Below are 17,768 nucleotides of genomic sequence, written 5' to 3'. Positions count from 1 at the left end.
TATTTTTTCTTTACGCAAACGTTTTCCTATGCGTATTAGCGTGATACTATCATGCTCAGTTTATTAGGCTATATCCGTTTATGCTTACAGGAGCAGTTAAGTAATGTCTTCTCAAGTTGGTCTAAATACCTCTTCCGCTCGTATCGCTATTGTAATGGGCTCTAAAAGTGACTGGGCAACAATGTCTCATGCCACTGATGTACTAGACGCACTACAACTTCCTTATCATGTTGAGATTGTCTCTGCACACCGTACCCCTGATAAGCTATTTAGCTTTGCAGAACAAGCCAAAAGTAATGGCTTTGATGTCATTATTGCCGGAGCAGGCGGTGCTGCCCATTTACCGGGTATGCTCGCAGCAAAAACACTCGTCCCTGTATTAGGTGTTCCTGTTCAAAGTGCAGCATTAAGCGGTGTTGATAGCCTTTACTCTATTGTACAAATGCCGAAAGGAATTCCTGTGGGAACCTTAGCGATTGGTAAAGCTGGTGCCGCCAATGCCGCTTTATTAGCCGCTCAAATTTTAGCATTACACTCCCCTACTATTTTTGAAGCACTAACAGCATGGCGTACTGCACAAACTGATGATGTCTTAAATAACCCTGATCCAAGGGAGGCACTATGAAGCCAGTTTGTGTTCTTGGAAATGGCCAACTAGGGCGAATGCTAAGACAAGCCGGTGAACCTTTAGGAATTGCAGTTTATCCAGTGGGATTAGATGCAGAACCTGAAGCAGTTCCTTATCAAAAAAGCATCATCACAGCTGAAATTGAACGCTGGCCTGAAACTGCACTCACCAAAGAATTAGAACGTCATACTAATTTTGTAAACCGTGACATTTTCCCATTGCTTGCCGATAGATTACCTCAAAAACAACTCCTTGATGAGCTAGGTTTAGCAACAGCACCTTGGCAACCATTAACATCACCAACACAATGGCCTGATATCTTCGCTCAATTGGGTGATTTTATTATTGTGAAGCGCCGTGTTGGTGGGTATGACGGTCGTGGTCAATGGCGAATTCATCCCGGTGAAGAACAACAATTACCTGCTGAAATTTATGGTGAGTGTATTGTTGAGCAAGGTATTCCTTTTTCAGGTGAAGTGTCATTAGTAGGTGCAAGAGATAGTAACGGAAATTGTGTTTTCTACCCTTTGACTCACAACCTGCATCAAGATGGCATTTTACGCATGAGTGTCGCCTTACCAACACCTGCGTCAAAACTACAACAATCAGCTGAAAAAATGCTGACCGCCATCCTTAATAAGCTCAATTATGTAGGTGTAATGGCGATGGAGTGCTTTATCGTTGGTGATAAATTACTTATTAACGAATTAGCCCCTCGAGTTCATAACAGTGGTCATTGGACACAAAATGGGGCCTCAATTAGCCAGTTTGAGTTACATCTACGTGCAATTTTAGATTTACCTATGCCAAAACCTGAAGTTTGCCAACCGGCTGTAATGGTTAATTTGATTGGTACTGATGTCAACCCTCAATGGCTTTCATTACCATTAGTTCATTTACATTGGTATGAAAAAGAAGTTCGCCCTGTCCGCAAAGTGGGTCATCTCAATCTTGTACATCGCGATAATCAACCACTGAAAGAGACGCTCAAATCCTTAAGCTTGATGCTTGATGATGCTTATCAATACCCTATCAAATGGGCTTTAGAAAAATTAAGCTAGCAGTCCGACTCATAAAGTTAGAGAATAATAGCCTTTAAACGAACAGACCTTAAATAATGAGGTCTGTTATTCGCTATTTTCTCCTGATTATTCAGGTTACTGCACCCATTTGATGGAGTCAGGATGCAAGCCACGCAACAGATTTTTGGGCCCGTTTATCAGTGGAGTATGCTGATATTATTGGGCTTTGTGTATTTTTTAGCTACCGCAACCACATTTACTTCTTTAGGCGTTGTTCTTCCTAGTATGATAAACGAGCTAGAGTGGAACTGGACTCAAGCAGGCCTTGGCTTTACGTTATTAGGATTAACCTGCGGTCTTGCAAGTTTTTTACCTACATTGCTGATCCGTAAATTAAGTGTTCGTCTTACACTTCTTATCGGATTAATCATTTTTGTCAGCGGTTTCTATTTTCTTTATGAAACATACACTATTGCACGTTATTTTCTCGGTACTGCACTGCTAGGTATTGGTTTTACGCTACTGGCTACCGTACCCGGTACTTATGTTATTTCCCGCTTATTTGAAAAACAGTCCTTTGCCTTTGGTGTTTATTTTACCATTGGTGGATTAGGTGGTGTTGCTGGGCCTTGGATCTACTTTTTAGCAACCCATTTATGGCATACATGGCGAATGCACTGGCTTATTTCAGCGATCACACTTACTGTCGTTACTCTTCTCACTATTTTATTTTTACGCGAAGGCACTAAAGAGCAAGAGCACGCAAAAAAAATTAGCCAACTTCAAACCACAAAACGTATCTATCAAACTAAAGAGATTTGGACGGCTCGTCATGCTTTAAGAACATGGCAATTTTATGTTATTGCTGCGACTTATACAGCCTTTTTATGGTGTGGGATCACGGTCAATAGTTTTGCTGTTGCACATATTATTGAAAATGGTTTTGGTGAAACCATTGCCGCAACACTATTGAGTAGTATGGCATTTATTAACGCTTTCTCGCGCCTAGCTGGTGGAGCTATTGGTGAATGGTTAGAACCTAAAAAATTACTTATCGCAAGCTTAAGTATTATTATCATTGGGTTGCTCGCACTAAGCATGGCTAATTCTTGGGTTTACCTGATCTTATTTACGGTTTGTGTCGGTATCGGTTATGGCATGACATTCTTAGCATCAAGTATTTTACTTGCTAATTATTTTGGCCGCTCTCCTTACCTTGAGCTATTTTCAGTGATGAATTTAATTTCAACACTGGCTTGTTTAGCACCTTTCTTTGCTGGAGCAATCAAAGATATTTCAGGTAGTTTTACACCTGCATTCTTGATTTTAACCATCCCTGTTTTACTGATTTTAGCGATAACACTGTTTATGAAACCACCAGTCTATCCTAAATTTCAGCATGCAAGTGAACAAGAAAAGTAACCATTAAATAAGCAAGATAGTGAGTTTCGTATTATAAGAACGCATTTTCTAAGGAGACATTAAGCTGATGAATGATGCATTAATAATAAAATACTCAATAGGTGTTGGCATAGCTTTAGCCTGTTTTGTTGGTTTTGTCGCCGTATCTTTTTTTCATGACAAAAAGAAAAAACGCCGCAGAAATATTATTATTCATATCAGCCAAGCTATCTTGCTTTGTAGTTTAGTGCTTATCTTAAGCCAATATTGTGAAATGGCCGTGGTCGATTTTAATCTCCACTTTATCTCCTTTAGGATGATTAATTTTTTCACCTATGTCGGCATTGCATTAATTTTAATGAGAAAGTTTTTCTTACTAATTAATCGATTAGAAAAAGTTCAAATTAAAAAAGGTAGTGACCCTACTTCTGCTCGTATTATTTCTCGCATATTTAAAATCACTCTATTTGTCATTATCATTTTATTGTTCGGTGAGCATTTTGGTATGAGCTTATCCGGCTTAATGACATTTGGCGGATTAGGTGGTATCGCCATTGGCATGGCAAGTAAAGATGTATTAAGTAATCTTTTCTCAGGGGTCATGCTCTATTTCGATCGTCCTTTTAATATTGGTGATTGGGTTCGATCTCCTGATCGTAATATTGAAGGAACAGTAGTTGAAATTGGATGGCGTATTACCAAAATTATCACGTTTGATCATCGACCACTTTATATTCCTAACTCAATTTTTTCCTCTATTAGTGTGGAAAACCCGGGAAGAATGACTAATCGACGTATTGAAACTGAACTCGGTTTACGTTACGAAGATTCAGATAAAATTGGCGTGATCGTTGAAGATATTCGCACCATGCTGATGCAAAATGACAAAATCGATACACAACAAACTTTGTTAGTCTATTTTAATCAATTTGCAGACTCTTCACTCAATATCATGGTGTATTGTTTTACTAAAACAACAGTATGGGCGCAGTGGCTTGAAGCTCAGCAAGAAGTCTATTTAAAGATAATTGAGATTGTGCATAAACATGGCGCTGATTTTGCTTTTCCATCTCAAACGGTCTATATCGAAAAACCTTCTCCAATTACCCAATAATACAAAATGGATAAGTTTATTTTCTCATAAACTTATCCATTCACCCACTTGCCAAAGTGGTGAATTATGCGTTTCAAATGCATAAAACCACCTAATTTATCTTTTAATTTATTTCAATCACATTCACAACCAAGTATATTGTTCGCCAATTCTTCTATTGATAAAAACGCGAGTATAATGAAAAAAATGAAGTTGGCGTGTCACCCTACTCTTTCACACTATTTTTATTGTGAACGTCCGATTGTTGATATTGTTGATGCAAATTTAACGCAAGTGTCAGCAGTAGTTTTGTCATTGTCAGATATTGAGTCTGGCGAACTATATCGCATTCATCAAACAGGCTTTCAACTCCCCGTATTTATTGCAGTTAATCTTAATGATACAGTCAGTGCTGAATTACTTAATCAAGTTTCAGGGATTGTAATTACAGATAAAAGTGCGCATCAAAAAAATAGTACGTTAATTAATGAAGCTGCGCAGCAATATGAAAAGAGTCTGACAACACCATTTTTTTCACGCTTAGTGAATTATGTTGCCGAAAAGAACGTCGCGTTTGATTGTCCCGGCCATCAAGGCGGAGAATTTTTCCGTCGTCATCCTGCAGGCGAACAGTTTTATCAATATTTTGGTGAGAATCTATTTCGCTCTGATCTCTGCAATGCTGATGTGGAAATGGGTGATTTACTTATTCATGAAGGTGCGCCTTATGATGCCCAAACTTTCGCAGCGCAAGTGTTTAATGCCGATAAAACCTATTTTGTTTTAAATGGAACATCCTCTTCTAATAAAGTTGCCTTAAATGCCTTATTGGCACCAAATGATTTAGTGCTATTTGATAGAAATAACCATAAATCCAATCATCATGGCGCGTTAATTCAAGCCGGAGCGACACCTATTTATTTAGAAACTGCTCGTAATCCCTTTGGATTTATCGGGGGTATAGATGCACATTGCTTTGAAGAGGGCTATTTACGCCAACAAATCGCAGAAATTACGCCAGAACGCCAATTTGATAAGCGCCCTTTTCGCTTAGCCGTTATTCAACTGGGTACTTATGACGGTACGATTTACAACGCAAGACAAGTTGTCGATAAAATTGGTCATCTTTGTGATTACATTTTATTTGATTCTGCGTGGGTTGGTTATGAGCAATTCATTCCGATGATGAAACAGTGTTCCCCTTTGTTACTCACACTTAATAAAGACGATCCCGGTATTCTAGTTACTCAGTCAGTTCATAAACAATTAGCAGGCTTTTCACAAACCTCGCAGATACATAAAAAAGATGCGCACCTTAAAGGGCAATCACGTTATGTTAACCATAAGCGCATGAATAATGCATTTATGATGCATGCGTCCACCAGCCCATTTTATCCCCTTTTTGCGGCTCTTGATGTCAATGCAAAAATGCATTCGGGTAAGAGTGGTGAAGCCATGTGGATGAATTGCGTAAAACAAGGCATCGAAGCTCGTAAATCATTACTAAAACAGTGTCAGTTTATTAAGCCATTTATTCCTGAAGTGGTTGATGGACTTGCTTGGCAAGATCACGATACAGATGAAATCGCTCACGATCAGCGTTTCTTTAATTTTATTCCTAATGATAATTGGCACTCATTTGAAGGTTACGCCACCAATCAATACTTTGTTGATCCTTGCAAATTAATGCTTACAACGCCGGGTATCGAACCTCATACAGGGGAATATGAATCCTTTGGTGTGCCAGCATCTATTTTGGCAAATTATCTACGTGAGCACGGTGTTATTCCTGAAAAAAGCGACCTTAATTCAATCTTATTTTTACTGACTCCTGCCGAGCATCAAGCTAAGTTTGATCGCTTAATCTCTTTGATTGTTCAATTTGAAAAGTACTTAATTGAAGATGTGCCATTAGAACAAATCTTACCTTCTGTTTGTCGTCGCTATCAATCTCGTTATCAGGGTTATACATTGCGTCAACTCTGTCAGGAAATGCATGATATTTGTGTCAAATATAATATCAAGTTACTGCAAAAACAGATGTTTAGAAAAAATCATTTTCCTAAGCGAGCACTAAGCCCGCAACAAGCTAATATTGAGTTCGTTCGTGGTAATGTTGAGTTTTTACCTTTAAATAAATTAGCAGGCAGAATTGCCGCAGAAGGTGCTTTACCTTATCCACCTGGTGTTTTATGTGCTGTGCCTGGTGAAATTTGGGATGGTGCTGTTTTACGCTATTTTCAGGCACTTGAAGTCACAATTAATCAGCTACCGGGTTTTTCAACTGAGCTTCAAGGAGTTTATATTTATGATGAAGATGATGGCAGTAAGCGCATTTATGCTTATGTTATAAAAGAATAATTATCTTATCTTTTCCCATAAAAAATGCTGATATTTAATAACATCAGCATTTTTATTTAACTCTATTTATAAGCCCAACTTATTTCAACTATTCGCCTTGAATTCGTCGATACTGCCCTTTATCTTGCAACAATCTGATCCCTAAGATACTGCCACATAATGAAAGTAATAGTGCAGCAACAATAGGTACAATGATCCACATTCCCCATTGCGGTTGCCAAGGGAAATTAAACACCGATATTTGTAATAAACTTAATGCAACCTCCGCACCAATCGCCGCAGCTAATCCCGCCATTAAACCTAATAATGCAAATTCAGCCCAAAGAGTCTGTCTTAATAATGACTTACCTGCGCCTAATGTTCGATATACCACTAGCTCAATACGTCGCTGTGTCATTCCTACCTGAATTTGGGCAACTAACAATAACGCACCACAGATCATTACCAATCCAACCATAATCTCCAATGCTCGACTGACTTGCTGTAAGATTTGTTGAACTTGCTGAATTAATGCGCCTGTATCTAATACGCTTACAGTTGGAAATTGCCGATTAAGTGCCGTAATTAACGTCCCTTCACCATTGTAATAAAAACTACTCATCCATTTTTCTGGCTGATTACTTAACCCTTCTTCAGAGAAGATAAAGAAGAAGTTAGGACGCATATTTTCCCAATCAACATGGCGAATGCTAGTAACAATCGACTTAAATTCACGAGTATCACCAACAAATGTTAATTCATCACCCAATTTAATTTCGAGTTGTTCAGCAACACCTTGATCAAGAGAAACACCATTTCCCACTGGAGGCCATGTTCCCTCAACAATCACGTTATCTTTTGGCAACTCGCTATGCCACGTTAAGTTAAGCTCTCGACGAACAGTGTTATTACCAGCATCACGTTTATCTGCCCACTCTTTAGCATTATTCTCATTAATCTGCGTTAAGCGCGCTAATACCACAGGAAATGCATCCGTTGGTTCAACGTTATACTTTGCCAACAAGGTATTAACTTCTTGAACTTGAGGTGCAGACATATTGATCAGAAAGTAATTAGGGCTATCTTCGGGTAACTGTTTTTGCCATTTATCTAATAAATCACCTTGGATCAGCACCAATAGTGTTAACAACATAAATGAAAGTGCAAAAGCAGCCAATTGAGTCATGGTCTGAAAAGGCTGTCGCAACAAGCGAGTTACTGCTAAGCGCGCACTGAGTTGGCGAAATTTAAACTGCTTTAACACCCACAATCCAAGCCAACCAATCCCCCCCAATAAAAAAGCAATAACAACAACACCAAATAGAATTGACCAGAGTAAAACGCCCGTTCCCGCAAAAAGCGTCAAAGCACCAACAATAATTAAGCCTACAATCGGTAAATAGTAACTAAGAGGCCAGATAGGTGCCGTGGTATCACTTCTTAATACACGAGAAGGTTGTGTCGCCATTAGTTGATAATAAGGTCTTAATCCTGTTAATAAAGCTATTAACAACAAGGAACCCACTGACCATACCCATGGTAAGAAACTCGCTTCAGGTAAACTTTTAGGTAACACTGGTGCTAAAATTTGTAGCAATATTGCCTCAAAAACAAGCCCGACTAATGAGCCTACAACAATAGCACCAATTAAGATCACCCCCCACTGCCCAACGATCCACTTTCTCAATGCCCGTTTATCTGCACCTAGTGTTTTTAATACCGCGATTAAGGTATGACGAGTCCGGCAATAATGAGCCATTGAAACAGCAACCGCTGATATAGCAAGCAATAATGTCAATAGAGCTGATAGCAAAAGAAAGTTTTTTGCACGCTCCATTGATTGTGAAAGTGCCCCGCTATCTTGTTTTAAACTATTCCAACGCTGATCTGGCTTTAATAGTGGGTCGAAGCGTTGCTGATAACTATCAATCACCGCTTCATCGCCCGCAAACATATAGCGATAAGTCAGGCGGCTTCCGGGTTGCACAGCTCCAGTTGCTTCCACATCATCAAGATTAATTAAAATACGGGGGGCGATTTGAAAAGGATTAAACCCACTGTCTGGCTCTTGAATTAATACACCACTGATAGTAAATGAAGCATCGCCTACATCAATATTATCGCCGACTTTTATATCAAGTAATTCAAGTAATCTAGCACCAACAAGGGCCGTCCCTTTTTCAGGCTTTAAGCCTGCTGGCTCTGTTTCTAACTCACCATACAATGGATATAAATTATCTGCGCCTTTCACCAACGCAAGCTGAGGTGTATCACCTTCAGGCGCATAAGACATGGTAGTAAATTGCATTTGACGGCTGAGGGTTAACCCTTCCTTCTTCGCCTCAGCAAGCCAGTTTTCATCAACAGGATAAGATGCACGTAAGACTAAATCACCAGCGATCAAATCGCGGCTTTGAGCATAAATGCTTTTATCGATGCGATCACCTATCCGCCCTAAAGCGAGCACACAAGCAACTGCCAGCGCTAAAGAAAGCCAAACAATTAATAATGCAGGAGAACGCCATTCACGCCAAAACCAACGCCAAATCATGACTCCTCCTTAAGTTGTCCATCAACTAATCGTAATCGTCTTTGACAACGAGCAGCTAGCTCATTGTCATGAGTCACTAAAATCAAGGTTGTTGCATAATCTCGGTTAAGAGAGAACAACAAGTCAGCAATTTTATCGCCAGTTTTACGATCAAGGTTCCCTGTTGGTTCATCCGCAAAAAGAATGGCAGGTTGAGTGCAAAATGCTCTTGCTAATGCAACGCGCTGTTGCTCACCGCCAGAAAGCTGTGCTGGCATATGGTATAAACGTTCACCTAACCCTAACAGCTTAAGTAAATCAACTGCACGCGCATGGCTGTGCTTTTCTGACTCACCTTTTAATAATGCGGGCAACTGCACATTTTCAAGTGCATTCAATGTTGGGATCAACATAAATGATTGAAAAACAAAACCAACATGTTCAGCACGCAACTTGGCACGCTCTTCTTCATTCATTTTTGTGAGATCTTCCCCCATCAAATGTACACTGCCAGAGGTGCCATCATCTAATCCAGCAATGATCCCTAACAGGGTCGATTTACCCGATCCTGACTCACCAATTAACGCAATTGTTTGTGCAGGCTCGACAACTAACTCAACACCCTGCAATATAGAGATCTGACTATCACCTTGTCCTACTTGTTTGGTTAACTGATGAACTTCAAGAACCTTTTCCGTCGACATACATTTTTCCTTATCGTTATGATGATGTTTAGCTTTAAGGCAATTGCTGCTGATACCTTTTTGATCTTTGGTGACAGCTTGAGTGCAGGATACCGTCTTCCGATTGAAAACGCATGGCCACAACGCCTTGCTGATAAATGGAAAACAACCTACCCTGAAATTAATGTTGTTAATGCAAGCATTAGTGGTGAAACAGCCTTTCAGGGACAAAATAGGCTTCCTGATTTATTAAAACAGCATCAACCACGCTGGGTTTTAATTGAATTAGGTGCAAATGATGGTTTACAGGGATACCCTGTTGCACAAACAAAAGAGGCATTACAAAACATCATTACACAAGTGAAAGATGCCGGTGCAACGCCACTTTTTATGCAAATAATGATTTCACCTAATTACGGTAAACGTTATACACAATCATTTTCAGCTATCTATCCAAAACTCGCTGAAGATAATGCGCTTCCTCTGCTTCCTTTTTATATGGAGAAAATCGCTGATAAGCCTGAGTGGATGCAAAATGACAGCATACACCCCAATGAAGATGCTCAGCCTTTTATTACGCAGTGGATGGATGAAACATTATCCCCTTACCTAACACGTTAGACTATTCTGACAGTAGTTGACGTAGATTAAACGAGATTAATTGTAAAATTATGCAAAAAACGGTATTGATTACAGGAAGTTCCAGTGGAATAGGACTCTGTGCAGCAAAAGCACTACAGAAAAGAGGCTATCGAGTTCTTGCTGCTTGCCGTAAAGGTGAAGACCTTGAACGCATGGAAACACTGGGATTAGAACCTATTCATCTTGACCTTGATGATCCAAAAAGTGTTAAAAATGCAGCACTAGAAGTTATTCGCCTGACAAACGGTCGTTTATATGGATTATTTAATAATGGCGGATTTGGTGTTTATGGCCCATTAGATGCCATTACTCGCCAACAAATGGAAAAACAGTTTTCGACTAACTTTTTTGGTTTACATCAGCTTACTACATTACTTCTACCTGCAATGTTACCTCATGGAGAAGGACGTATTATTCAAACGAGTTCTGTAATGGGGATTATCTCAACGCCAGGTCGAGGTGCTTATGCAGCCAGTAAATATGCTGTAGAAGCATGGTCTGATGCGCTAAGAATGGAAATAGCGCATACTGGAGTTAAGGTGAGTTTAATAGAGCCAGGCCCAATACGAACTTGTTTCACTGAGAATGTCGCTCAAGCTGAAAAAGATAAACCTGTAAAAAATCCGGGGATTGCCAGTCGTTTCACATTAACGCCTGAAGATGTCGTGAAAAAGCTCATTCATGCTTTAGAAAGCCCAAAACCTAAGATACGTTATCCCGTAACCTTATTAACTTACGCTGTCAGAATACTAAAGCGCTTTCTACCTGATATTTTAATGGATACAATTCTCAGTCGCCAAAGTGGCAAGGCTTGATTTTTCAGTATCCACCCTTACTTATTAATAAAATAGCTTTATAAATCGCATCTATATTTAAAACTCTCAAAAAGGGACAAGCTAATGTTAGCAACTGCACATATTGTTGATGTAAATGAATCAAATATTCAACAAATTATAGAACAATCCATGACGAAACCGGTCATGATGTACTTCTATTCAGAACGTAGCCCTCATTGTGCAGAGCTTGGCGCAACATTAGATAAACTGGCAGCCGAATTTGCTGATCAATTTATTTTGGCAAAATTGGATTGTGATGTTGAACAAATGATTGCCTCACAGTTTGGTCTACGTGCTATTCCAACAGTTTATATATTGCAAGAAGGTCGCCCAGTTGATGGTTTCCAAGGCCCTCAACCTGAAGAAGCAATTCGCCAAGTTTTAGCCAATGTATTACCTAAACCAGAAGAGTTGAAAGCGGCACAAGCCGCACAATTACTTTCTGAAGGAAAAGCAGAAGATGCTTTACCTCTGCTAAAAGAAGCGCATCAACTCGCACCTAAAAATAGTGAAATTACGCTTGCGCTAGCAGGTGCTTTAATTTCTTTAAATAAAAATGAAGAAGCTCAAACCTTGTTAATGACTATCCCATTACAAGATCAAGATAGTTACTACCACAGTTTGTTAGCGCAAATTGAATTACAAAAACAGGCTGCTGATACGCCTGAAATTCAACAGTTACAAAACGATTTTAATCAACAGCCTGAAAATACCGATCTTGCTATTCAGCTTGCACTAAAATTACATGAAGTTGCTCGTAATGAAGAAGCGTTAGAATTGCTATTTAGCTTTATCAAAAAAGATCTAAATGCAGGTGACGGACAAGTTAAGAAAACCCTGATGGATATTTTATCAGCATTAGGTACTAATGATAATTTGGCGTCTAAATATCGTCGCATGGTGTATTCTTTACTTTATTAATTTTATTTTCTTATTAGAGCAGATTTAGGACAGGTATATGGAAATAGGCATTGGTATTATCATCTTATTCGCTATTATTTTAGTTTTATGTGGTGTTAAAACCGTTCCACAGGGTTATCAGTGGACTGTCGAACGTTTTGGTCGTTACACTCGTACTCTAGCCCCTGGTCTTCAAATCCTTATACCTTTTGTCGATCGTATTGGGCGCCGTATCAACATGATGGAGCAAGTGCTTGATATTCCTTCTCAAGAAGTCATTTCTCGTGATAACGCCAACGTCAGCATCGATGCCGTCTGCTTTATTCAAGTGATCGACCCTGTAAAAGCTGCTTATGAAGTCAATAATCTTGAGCTTGCCATTATTAATTTAACACTCACTAATATTCGTACAGTGTTAGGTTCAATGGAGCTTGATGAAATTCTTTCTCAGCGTGACCAAATCAATAGTCGCCTGTTACTGATTGTCGATGATGCAACAAACCCTTGGGGTATCAAAATTACCCGTATCGAAATTCGTGATGTCCGCCCACCAAAAGAATTGATTTCTGCAATGAATGCGCAGATGAAAGCTGAGCGAACTAAACGTGCCGACATTCTTGAAGCTGAAGGTATTCGTCAAGCTGCTATCTTGAAAGCTGAAGGTGAGAAACAAGGGCAAATTCTGAAGGCTGAAGGTGAGCGTCAATCTGCATTCTTACAAGCAGAAGCCCGTGAACGTGCAGCAGAAGCTGAAGCTAAGGCAACACAAATGGTATCTGAGGCCATCGCAAAAGGTGATATGCAAGCAATTAACTACTTTGTTGCTCAAAAATATACTGATGCGCTGTCTCAAATTGGTTCAGCTAATAACAGTAAAGTTATTATGATGCCACTAGAAGCAAGTAATCTTATGGGTGCTATTGGCGGTATTTCTGAATTACTCAATACCAAAAAAAGTGACTCAGGCAACAAGAGCAATTAATTATGATTGAATGGATTAGTGCTCAACCTGCACTTTTCTGGCTTTGTCTTGGTGGTTTGCTGTTAATTACAGAAATGTTAGGAACAGCAGGATACCTTTTATGGTCAGGAATGGCTGCTCTATGTGTATCGTTGATCACATGGATATTGCCTATTAGCTGGCCTATTCAAGGTGTTTTATTTGCGATATTAACAGTTATTAGTGCTATTTTTTGGCACCTTTGGCTTAAACGCAGAAAACAATCAAAAGAAGCCGAGAACTTAAATCAGAAAAGTCATCAACTAATTGGTGTTCATGCTGTTTTATTATCAGATACGGAAAACGGTTTTAGTCGCGTTAAATTAGCTGATGGTAGTTGGCGTGTTTATTCAGACACGCCATTACTTGCAGGCGATAAGGTAACAGTAACCGAGATTGATGGTATTACCTTACGAGTGATTGCACTTAAACCGGCTGTTTCTGGTGATGACATCCCCCCGACAAATGATTGATGATCGGGCAATCTGCTCCGTCATCACCGGGACATTCGCTGGCCAACAAAAGTAATCGCTGGCGAATGGCATTAAGCTCATTAATTGTTTTCTCAATTTCAGCCACTTTTTTTAAGGTGGCTTCTTTCACGTCTGAACTATGACGAGAAGGATTTCTTAGCAACATTAATAAAGCTCGGCACTCTTCTAAACTAAAGCCAACTTCTCTTGCTTGGCGCAATAAAGTTAATTCTTCAATATGTTGAGCCTGATAATAACGATAGCCGTTTTCACCTCTTTCTGGTGGTGTTATCAAGTCTTTTTCTTCATAAAACCGAATAGCTTTAGCCGTTAATCCTGTTTTACTTGCGATTTCACTAATATTCAAAATTCCCCCTTGACCTTCCCCTTGCGGAAAGGTTTAGCCTTTATCTCTGATAAGAAAAAACCTTTAAAGAAAGCAAGTTACCGAATATTGCGCAATAATAGAGGTAACGCTTTTATGACGGAGATAATTAACATGGCAAAAACTATAATACTCTCATTGAAAGGACTTTCATGCTCTCACTGTGTCAACAGTGTAAAAAAAGCACTTGATGCTCGCAATGACATAGAGCAGGCAATTGTGACTATTCAATACGCTAAAATTGACAGCGATGCAACTGCTGAAAGCTTAATCAAAACAATTGAAGATGCAGGATATGAAGCAAGTGTTGCAACACAACCTGATGTAAAATTAAGCCTAAGCGGACTTAACTGCATGAAGTGTGTTGGTAAAACTGAAAAAGCATTATTAGCTGTTGAAGGTGTTGCAGCCGTTAATGTAACAAAAGAGTCAGCTGAAATCTTTGGTGACGCAGATGCGGATACTTTAATTTCAGCGATTACGGCTGAAGGTTTTCAAGCAAGTTTAGCGCCTGCTGATAACATAATTCACTTAACTCTATCGGGCTTAAATTGTGGTCACTGTGTCGGTTCAGTTAAAAAAGCACTAGAAAATACTGCGGGTGTTGAAACAGCTGAAGTTGAATTAACACATGCTAAAGTGACTGGTTCTGCAACCGCTGAAACCTTAATTACCGCTATTACAGAAGCGGGTTTTGAAGCTCAACTAGCTGGTACTGATTTCCCAAAAACTGAGCCGCTGACGCAAACGCATGCACAACTGGAAGCATCGTCAGCGGCTGTTTGTGATATTCCAGTTGAGAATGCTGATATTGATAATAACGTTGAAATCGATACTAACGATGACGACAGTGTTCAGCTTTTAATTGATGGTATGACTTGTGCGAGTTGCGTAAACAAGGTTCATAAAGCATTACAATCCGTTGATGGCGTTGAAAATGTGCGAGTGAATCTAGCTGAACGTAGTGCATTAGTAACGGGTGACATCGACCATGATGCACTTGTGACTGCCATTGAAAAAGCAGGTTATGGCGCTGAAATTATTCAAGACGATGTAAAACGCAGAGAACGTCAGCAAGAAGTTGCTGTTGCTAATATGAAGCGTTTTCGCTGGCAAGCTGCGTTGGCCTTAGCGGTTGGTATTCCTGTCATGATTTGGGGAATGATCGGCGATAATATGATGCTAACAGAGGCCAATCACAGCATCTGGTTAGGTATTGGTATTGCGACACTGTTTGTTATGGTTGTTGCTGGTGGTCATTTCTATCGTAGCGCATGGCAGAGTTTAAAAAACCGCAGTGCAACAATGGATACTCTCGTTGCATTAGGAACAGGAACAGCCTGGCTCTATTCCATTACCGTAAACCTATGGCCAGAAGTGTTCCCGGCTCAAGCTCGACATCTCTATTATGAAGCTAGTGCGATGATTATCGGGTTAATCAATCTGGGACATATGCTTGAGCAAAGAGCGCGCCAGCGTTCATCTAAAGCGCTAGAACGACTATTAGATTTAACTCCACCAACAGCAAGAGTGATAACTGAAAACGGTGAAGTCGAAATGCCATTGGCTGATGTTAAACAAGGAATGACTTTACGTTTAGCAACAGGTGATAAAGTACCCGTTGATGGTGAAATTATCCAAGGTGAAGTGTGGATGGATGAGGCTATGCTAACAGGCGAGCCAATTCCACAGCAAAAAACAGTAGGTGACACTATTCATGCCGGAACAACCGTCCAAGATGGCTCTGTTCTTTTTAAAGCTGCAGCAGTGGGAAGTAAAACAACACTGGCTCGTATTATTAAATTAGTTCGTCAAGCGCAAAGCAGTAAACCTGAAATAGGTCAATTAGCGGATAAAATCTCGGGTGTATTTGTACCTGTCGTTGTCGCTATTGCGCTTGTTGCAGGAGCTATTTGGTATTTCTTTGGCCCTTCTCCACAAATTACCTATGCACTTGTGATTATCACAACTGTTCTTATCATCGCTTGCCCTTGTGCTTTAGGTCTAGCGACGCCTATGTCCATTATTTCGGGTGTCGGTCGTGCTGCTGAATATGGTGTGTTAGTTCGTGATGCAGATGCACTACAACAAGCCAGTAATCTAGATACTTTAGTCTTTGATAAAACAGGAACACTGACAGAAGGTATGCCTCAGGTCACTGAAATTCATACTTTCAATCAAGTAGATGACACTCAAGCACTTGCATTGGCGGCATCACTGGAAAATGGTTCTAATCACCCATTAGCTAAAGCCATTTTAACGCGCGCTGAAGGTATTGATTTACCAGAAGTAAATAATTTCCGTACATTAGCTGGTATGGGATTAAGTGGTGAAATCAAGGGTAAAACAGTACTTTTAGGTAACCCTAAATTGATGCTCGAATCAGGTGTTAATATTAATGAAGTTAATTCTCTGATTGATACACAAGCAGCTAAAGGTGTTACACCGGTTTTATTAGCACTAGATGGCAAAATTGCGGCATTACTTTCTATTCGTGATCCTCTTAGAGATGATACCGTAAGTGCATTACAGCGTTTACATAATCAAGGTTATCGACTCGTGATGTTAACGGGAGATAATCCAATTACTGCCAATGCAATTGCAAAAGAAGCGGGTATTGATCAGGTTATTGCGGGAGTGATGCCAGAAGGTAAAGCTCAAGCGATTACTGAGCTTCAAGCTGAAGGACGTCGTGTTGCAATGGTTGGAGATGGTATTAACGATGCCCCAGCATTAGCCAAAGCGGATGTCGGTATTGCAATGGGAGGTGGTAGTGATATTGCCATTGAAACAGCAGCAATCACGTTGATGCGTCACAGTTTACATGGTGTTGCTGATGCTGTTGAAATTTCAAAAGGTACACTACGTAATATGAAACAAAACCTTTTTGGTGCCTTTGTCTATAATAGCTTAGGTATTCCTATTGCAGCGGGCGTTCTCTATCCCTTCACCGGCACACTGTTAAATCCAGTTGTTGCAGGTGCAGCAATGGCATTGTCTTCAATTACCGTTGTGAGTAATGCGAATCGCTTGTTACGATTCAAACCCAAGCAATAATACTTAATAATATATTAAGCATTTCCCTGAAACCTCTTTTGCTTATTAGTTAAAGAGGTTTTTTATTATCTTATTTTTGACTTCTTATTTAATGATTTTTAACTTTATCAAAAGGTTAAAAAAAAAGCCGATATTACTATCGGCCAGTCAAAGAGGAATTTCTCATTATACAAGAGAGTCATCACTCCGCCCTCTTAGCGCTAGAATAGCAATATATTATAATTTTTTCATTAACTTTATTATTCATATATAAAATTAAATATTTATATAAAATAGCCATAAAAATATTTTAAAAGATATTATTATTGCCAGTGTGTTTTTCTGAATTTAAAATTAAAAAGTAACAAAGGAATATATATCAAAAGGAATTAATCATGAAATTAAAAAACACCACCCTATTTTGCTTATCTTTAATTTATTCTATAAATGCTTTTTCTGTTTCAGAAACAACAACCGATAAAAACATTATTTTACTTGAAAACAGCCATCTTGCAAATAGTCACCCTAACAACACCGATTCTAATTCTACATATCTAAACTCACATCCCATGAAAAATGACATTACCAGACCTATTTTTGATGAATTTGTAAGTGATATATATATCTATCATGATGTCGAAGCATCTTCAAAAAAACATATTGAAGTCATCAAAATCACAGATGAAATAATAAAGATGATGAATGAAGAAATAAAAAAAACGTATCTCAAGAAAATACAAATATAAATATAGAGAAAGTTCTCATCACAGATAACCAAAGAGGTAATAACTCACTAAAG

At 39.2% G+C, this 17,768-nt stretch carries 15 protein-coding genes; 12 read left to right on the top strand and 3 right to left on the bottom strand.

Annotation, left to right across the window (positions count from 1 at the left end; all coding sequences use genetic code 11):
* Positions 1–103: 103 nt before the first annotated feature.
* The 5 genes from purE (at position 104) to DK857_RS02335 (ending at position 6,505) form a co-directional block, all read left to right on the top strand.
* The gene (gene purE / locus DK857_RS02355; RefSeq protein ID WP_075673942.1) at positions 104–625 is read left to right on the top strand and encodes a 5-(carboxyamino)imidazole ribonucleotide mutase; all 522 of its coding nucleotides are present in this window, start codon (positions 104–106) and stop codon (positions 623–625) included.
* Entirely contained in the window at positions 622–1,689 is a 1,068-nt protein-coding gene (gene purK, locus DK857_RS02350; RefSeq protein ID WP_109401425.1) for a 5-(carboxyamino)imidazole ribonucleotide synthase, read from the top strand. Before purE ends, purK begins: the two co-directional genes overlap by 4 nt.
* Positions 1,690–1,812: 123 nt before the next feature.
* Positions 1,813–3,072: an MFS transporter gene (locus DK857_RS02345; protein WP_109401424.1), complete on the top strand. Its 1,260-nt coding sequence runs from the start codon at positions 1,813–1,815 to the stop codon at positions 3,070–3,072.
* A 67-nt stretch (positions 3,073–3,139) separates the two neighbouring features.
* Positions 3,140–4,165: a mechanosensitive ion channel family protein gene (locus DK857_RS02340; RefSeq protein ID WP_109395565.1), complete on the top strand. Its 1,026-nt coding sequence runs from the start codon at positions 3,140–3,142 to the stop codon at positions 4,163–4,165.
* 177 nt (positions 4,166–4,342) lie between these two features.
* On the top strand, positions 4,343–6,505 hold the full coding sequence (locus DK857_RS02335; RefSeq protein ID WP_109401550.1) for an ornithine decarboxylase: 2,163 nt from the start codon (positions 4,343–4,345) through the stop codon (positions 6,503–6,505).
* 88 nt (positions 6,506–6,593) lie between these two features.
* Here the strand turns inward: DK857_RS02335 and ybbP are convergent, their stop codons facing one another.
* Together ybbP and ybbA are read right to left on the bottom strand one after the other, a co-directional pair.
* The gene (ybbP, locus tag DK857_RS02330; protein ID WP_109401423.1) at positions 6,594–9,035 is read right to left on the bottom strand and encodes a putative ABC transporter permease subunit YbbP; all 2,442 of its coding nucleotides are present in this window, start codon (positions 9,033–9,035) and stop codon (positions 6,594–6,596) included.
* Positions 9,032–9,718, bottom strand: a complete 687-nt coding sequence (ybbA, locus tag DK857_RS02325; RefSeq protein ID WP_109401422.1) for a putative ABC transporter ATP-binding protein YbbA — start codon at positions 9,716–9,718, stop codon at positions 9,032–9,034. Before ybbA ends, ybbP begins: the two co-directional genes overlap by 4 nt.
* On the opposite strand from ybbA, the gene tesA reads away from it, so the two are divergent.
* The 5 genes from tesA to DK857_RS02300 all read left to right on the top strand — a co-directional run bounded on the left by tesA (position 9,689) and on the right by DK857_RS02300 (position 13,548).
* Positions 9,689–10,318 carry a multifunctional acyl-CoA thioesterase I/protease I/lysophospholipase L1 gene (tesA, locus tag DK857_RS02320; protein WP_109401421.1) on the top strand — a complete coding sequence of 210 codons (630 nt, stop codon included), beginning with the start codon at positions 9,689–9,691 and terminating at the stop codon, positions 10,316–10,318. The two genes, ybbA and tesA, sit on opposite strands and share 30 nt — an antisense overlap.
* 50 nt (positions 10,319–10,368) lie before the next feature.
* A complete protein-coding gene (locus tag DK857_RS02315) occupies positions 10,369–11,154 on the top strand; it encodes an SDR family oxidoreductase (RefSeq protein ID WP_109395561.1) in 786 nt (261 codons plus the stop codon).
* An 84-nt stretch (positions 11,155–11,238) separates the two neighbouring features.
* The gene (locus DK857_RS02310) at positions 11,239–12,096 is read left to right on the top strand and encodes a co-chaperone YbbN (protein ID WP_109401420.1); all 858 of its coding nucleotides are present in this window, start codon (positions 11,239–11,241) and stop codon (positions 12,094–12,096) included.
* A gap of 37 nt (positions 12,097–12,133) precedes the next feature.
* On the top strand, positions 12,134–13,057 hold the full coding sequence (locus DK857_RS02305; RefSeq protein WP_075673932.1) for an SPFH domain-containing protein: 924 nt from the start codon (positions 12,134–12,136) through the stop codon (positions 13,055–13,057).
* Between the two features lie 2 nt (positions 13,058–13,059).
* A complete protein-coding gene (locus DK857_RS02300; RefSeq protein ID WP_075673931.1) occupies positions 13,060–13,548 on the top strand; it encodes an NfeD family protein in 489 nt (162 codons plus the stop codon).
* Here the strand turns inward: DK857_RS02300 and cueR are convergent.
* Entirely contained in the window at positions 13,502–13,915 is a 414-nt protein-coding gene (gene cueR / locus DK857_RS02295; protein WP_109401419.1) for a Cu(I)-responsive transcriptional regulator, read from the bottom strand. The two genes, DK857_RS02300 and cueR, sit on opposite strands and share 47 nt — an antisense overlap.
* A gap of 132 nt (positions 13,916–14,047) precedes the next feature.
* Between cueR and copA the strand changes: the two genes are divergently transcribed.
* Together copA and DK857_RS02285 are read left to right on the top strand one after the other, a co-directional pair.
* The gene (gene copA / locus DK857_RS02290; protein ID WP_075673929.1) at positions 14,048–16,990 is read left to right on the top strand and encodes a copper-exporting P-type ATPase CopA; all 2,943 of its coding nucleotides are present in this window, start codon (positions 14,048–14,050) and stop codon (positions 16,988–16,990) included.
* A gap of 374 nt (positions 16,991–17,364) precedes the next feature.
* Positions 17,365–17,715, top strand: coding sequence for a hypothetical protein (locus DK857_RS02285; protein WP_109401418.1), 351 nt, complete (start codon positions 17,365–17,367; stop codon positions 17,713–17,715).
* Positions 17,716–17,768: the final 53 nt, after the last annotated feature.

It is taken from the genome of Proteus terrae, assembly GCF_003144325.1.
Classification (GTDB): Bacteria; Pseudomonadota; Gammaproteobacteria; order Enterobacterales; family Enterobacteriaceae; genus Proteus; species Proteus terrae.
This window is presented reverse-complemented; position numbering and strand designations above follow the sequence as displayed.

Coding starts and splice junctions, on each gene's coding strand:
- purE (WP_075673942.1), top strand. CDS start 104: ATGTCTTCTCAAGTTGGTCTAAATACCTCTTCCGCTCGTATCGCTATT.
- purK (WP_109401425.1), top strand. CDS start 622: ATGAAGCCAGTTTGTGTTCTTGGAAATGGCCAACTAGGGCGAATGCTA.
- DK857_RS02345 (WP_109401424.1), top strand. CDS start 1,813: ATGCAAGCCACGCAACAGATTTTTGGGCCCGTTTATCAGTGGAGTATG.
- DK857_RS02340 (WP_109395565.1), top strand. CDS start 3,140: ATGAATGATGCATTAATAATAAAATACTCAATAGGTGTTGGCATAGCT.
- DK857_RS02335 (WP_109401550.1), top strand. CDS start 4,343: ATGAAAAAAATGAAGTTGGCGTGTCACCCTACTCTTTCACACTATTTT.
- ybbP (WP_109401423.1), bottom strand. CDS start 9,035: ATGATTTGGCGTTGGTTTTGGCGTGAATGGCGTTCTCCTGCATTATTA.
- tesA (WP_109401421.1), top strand. CDS start 9,689: ATGAACTTCAAGAACCTTTTCCGTCGACATACATTTTTCCTTATCGTT.
- ybbA (WP_109401422.1), bottom strand. CDS start 9,718: ATGTCGACGGAAAAGGTTCTTGAAGTTCATCAGTTAACCAAACAAGTA.
- DK857_RS02315 (WP_109395561.1), top strand. CDS start 10,369: ATGCAAAAAACGGTATTGATTACAGGAAGTTCCAGTGGAATAGGACTC.
- DK857_RS02310 (WP_109401420.1), top strand. CDS start 11,239: ATGTTAGCAACTGCACATATTGTTGATGTAAATGAATCAAATATTCAA.
- DK857_RS02305 (WP_075673932.1), top strand. CDS start 12,134: ATGGAAATAGGCATTGGTATTATCATCTTATTCGCTATTATTTTAGTT.
- DK857_RS02300 (WP_075673931.1), top strand. CDS start 13,060: ATGATTGAATGGATTAGTGCTCAACCTGCACTTTTCTGGCTTTGTCTT.
- copA (WP_075673929.1), top strand. CDS start 14,048: ATGGCAAAAACTATAATACTCTCATTGAAAGGACTTTCATGCTCTCAC.
- DK857_RS02285 (WP_109401418.1), top strand. CDS start 17,365: ATGAAATTAAAAAACACCACCCTATTTTGCTTATCTTTAATTTATTCT.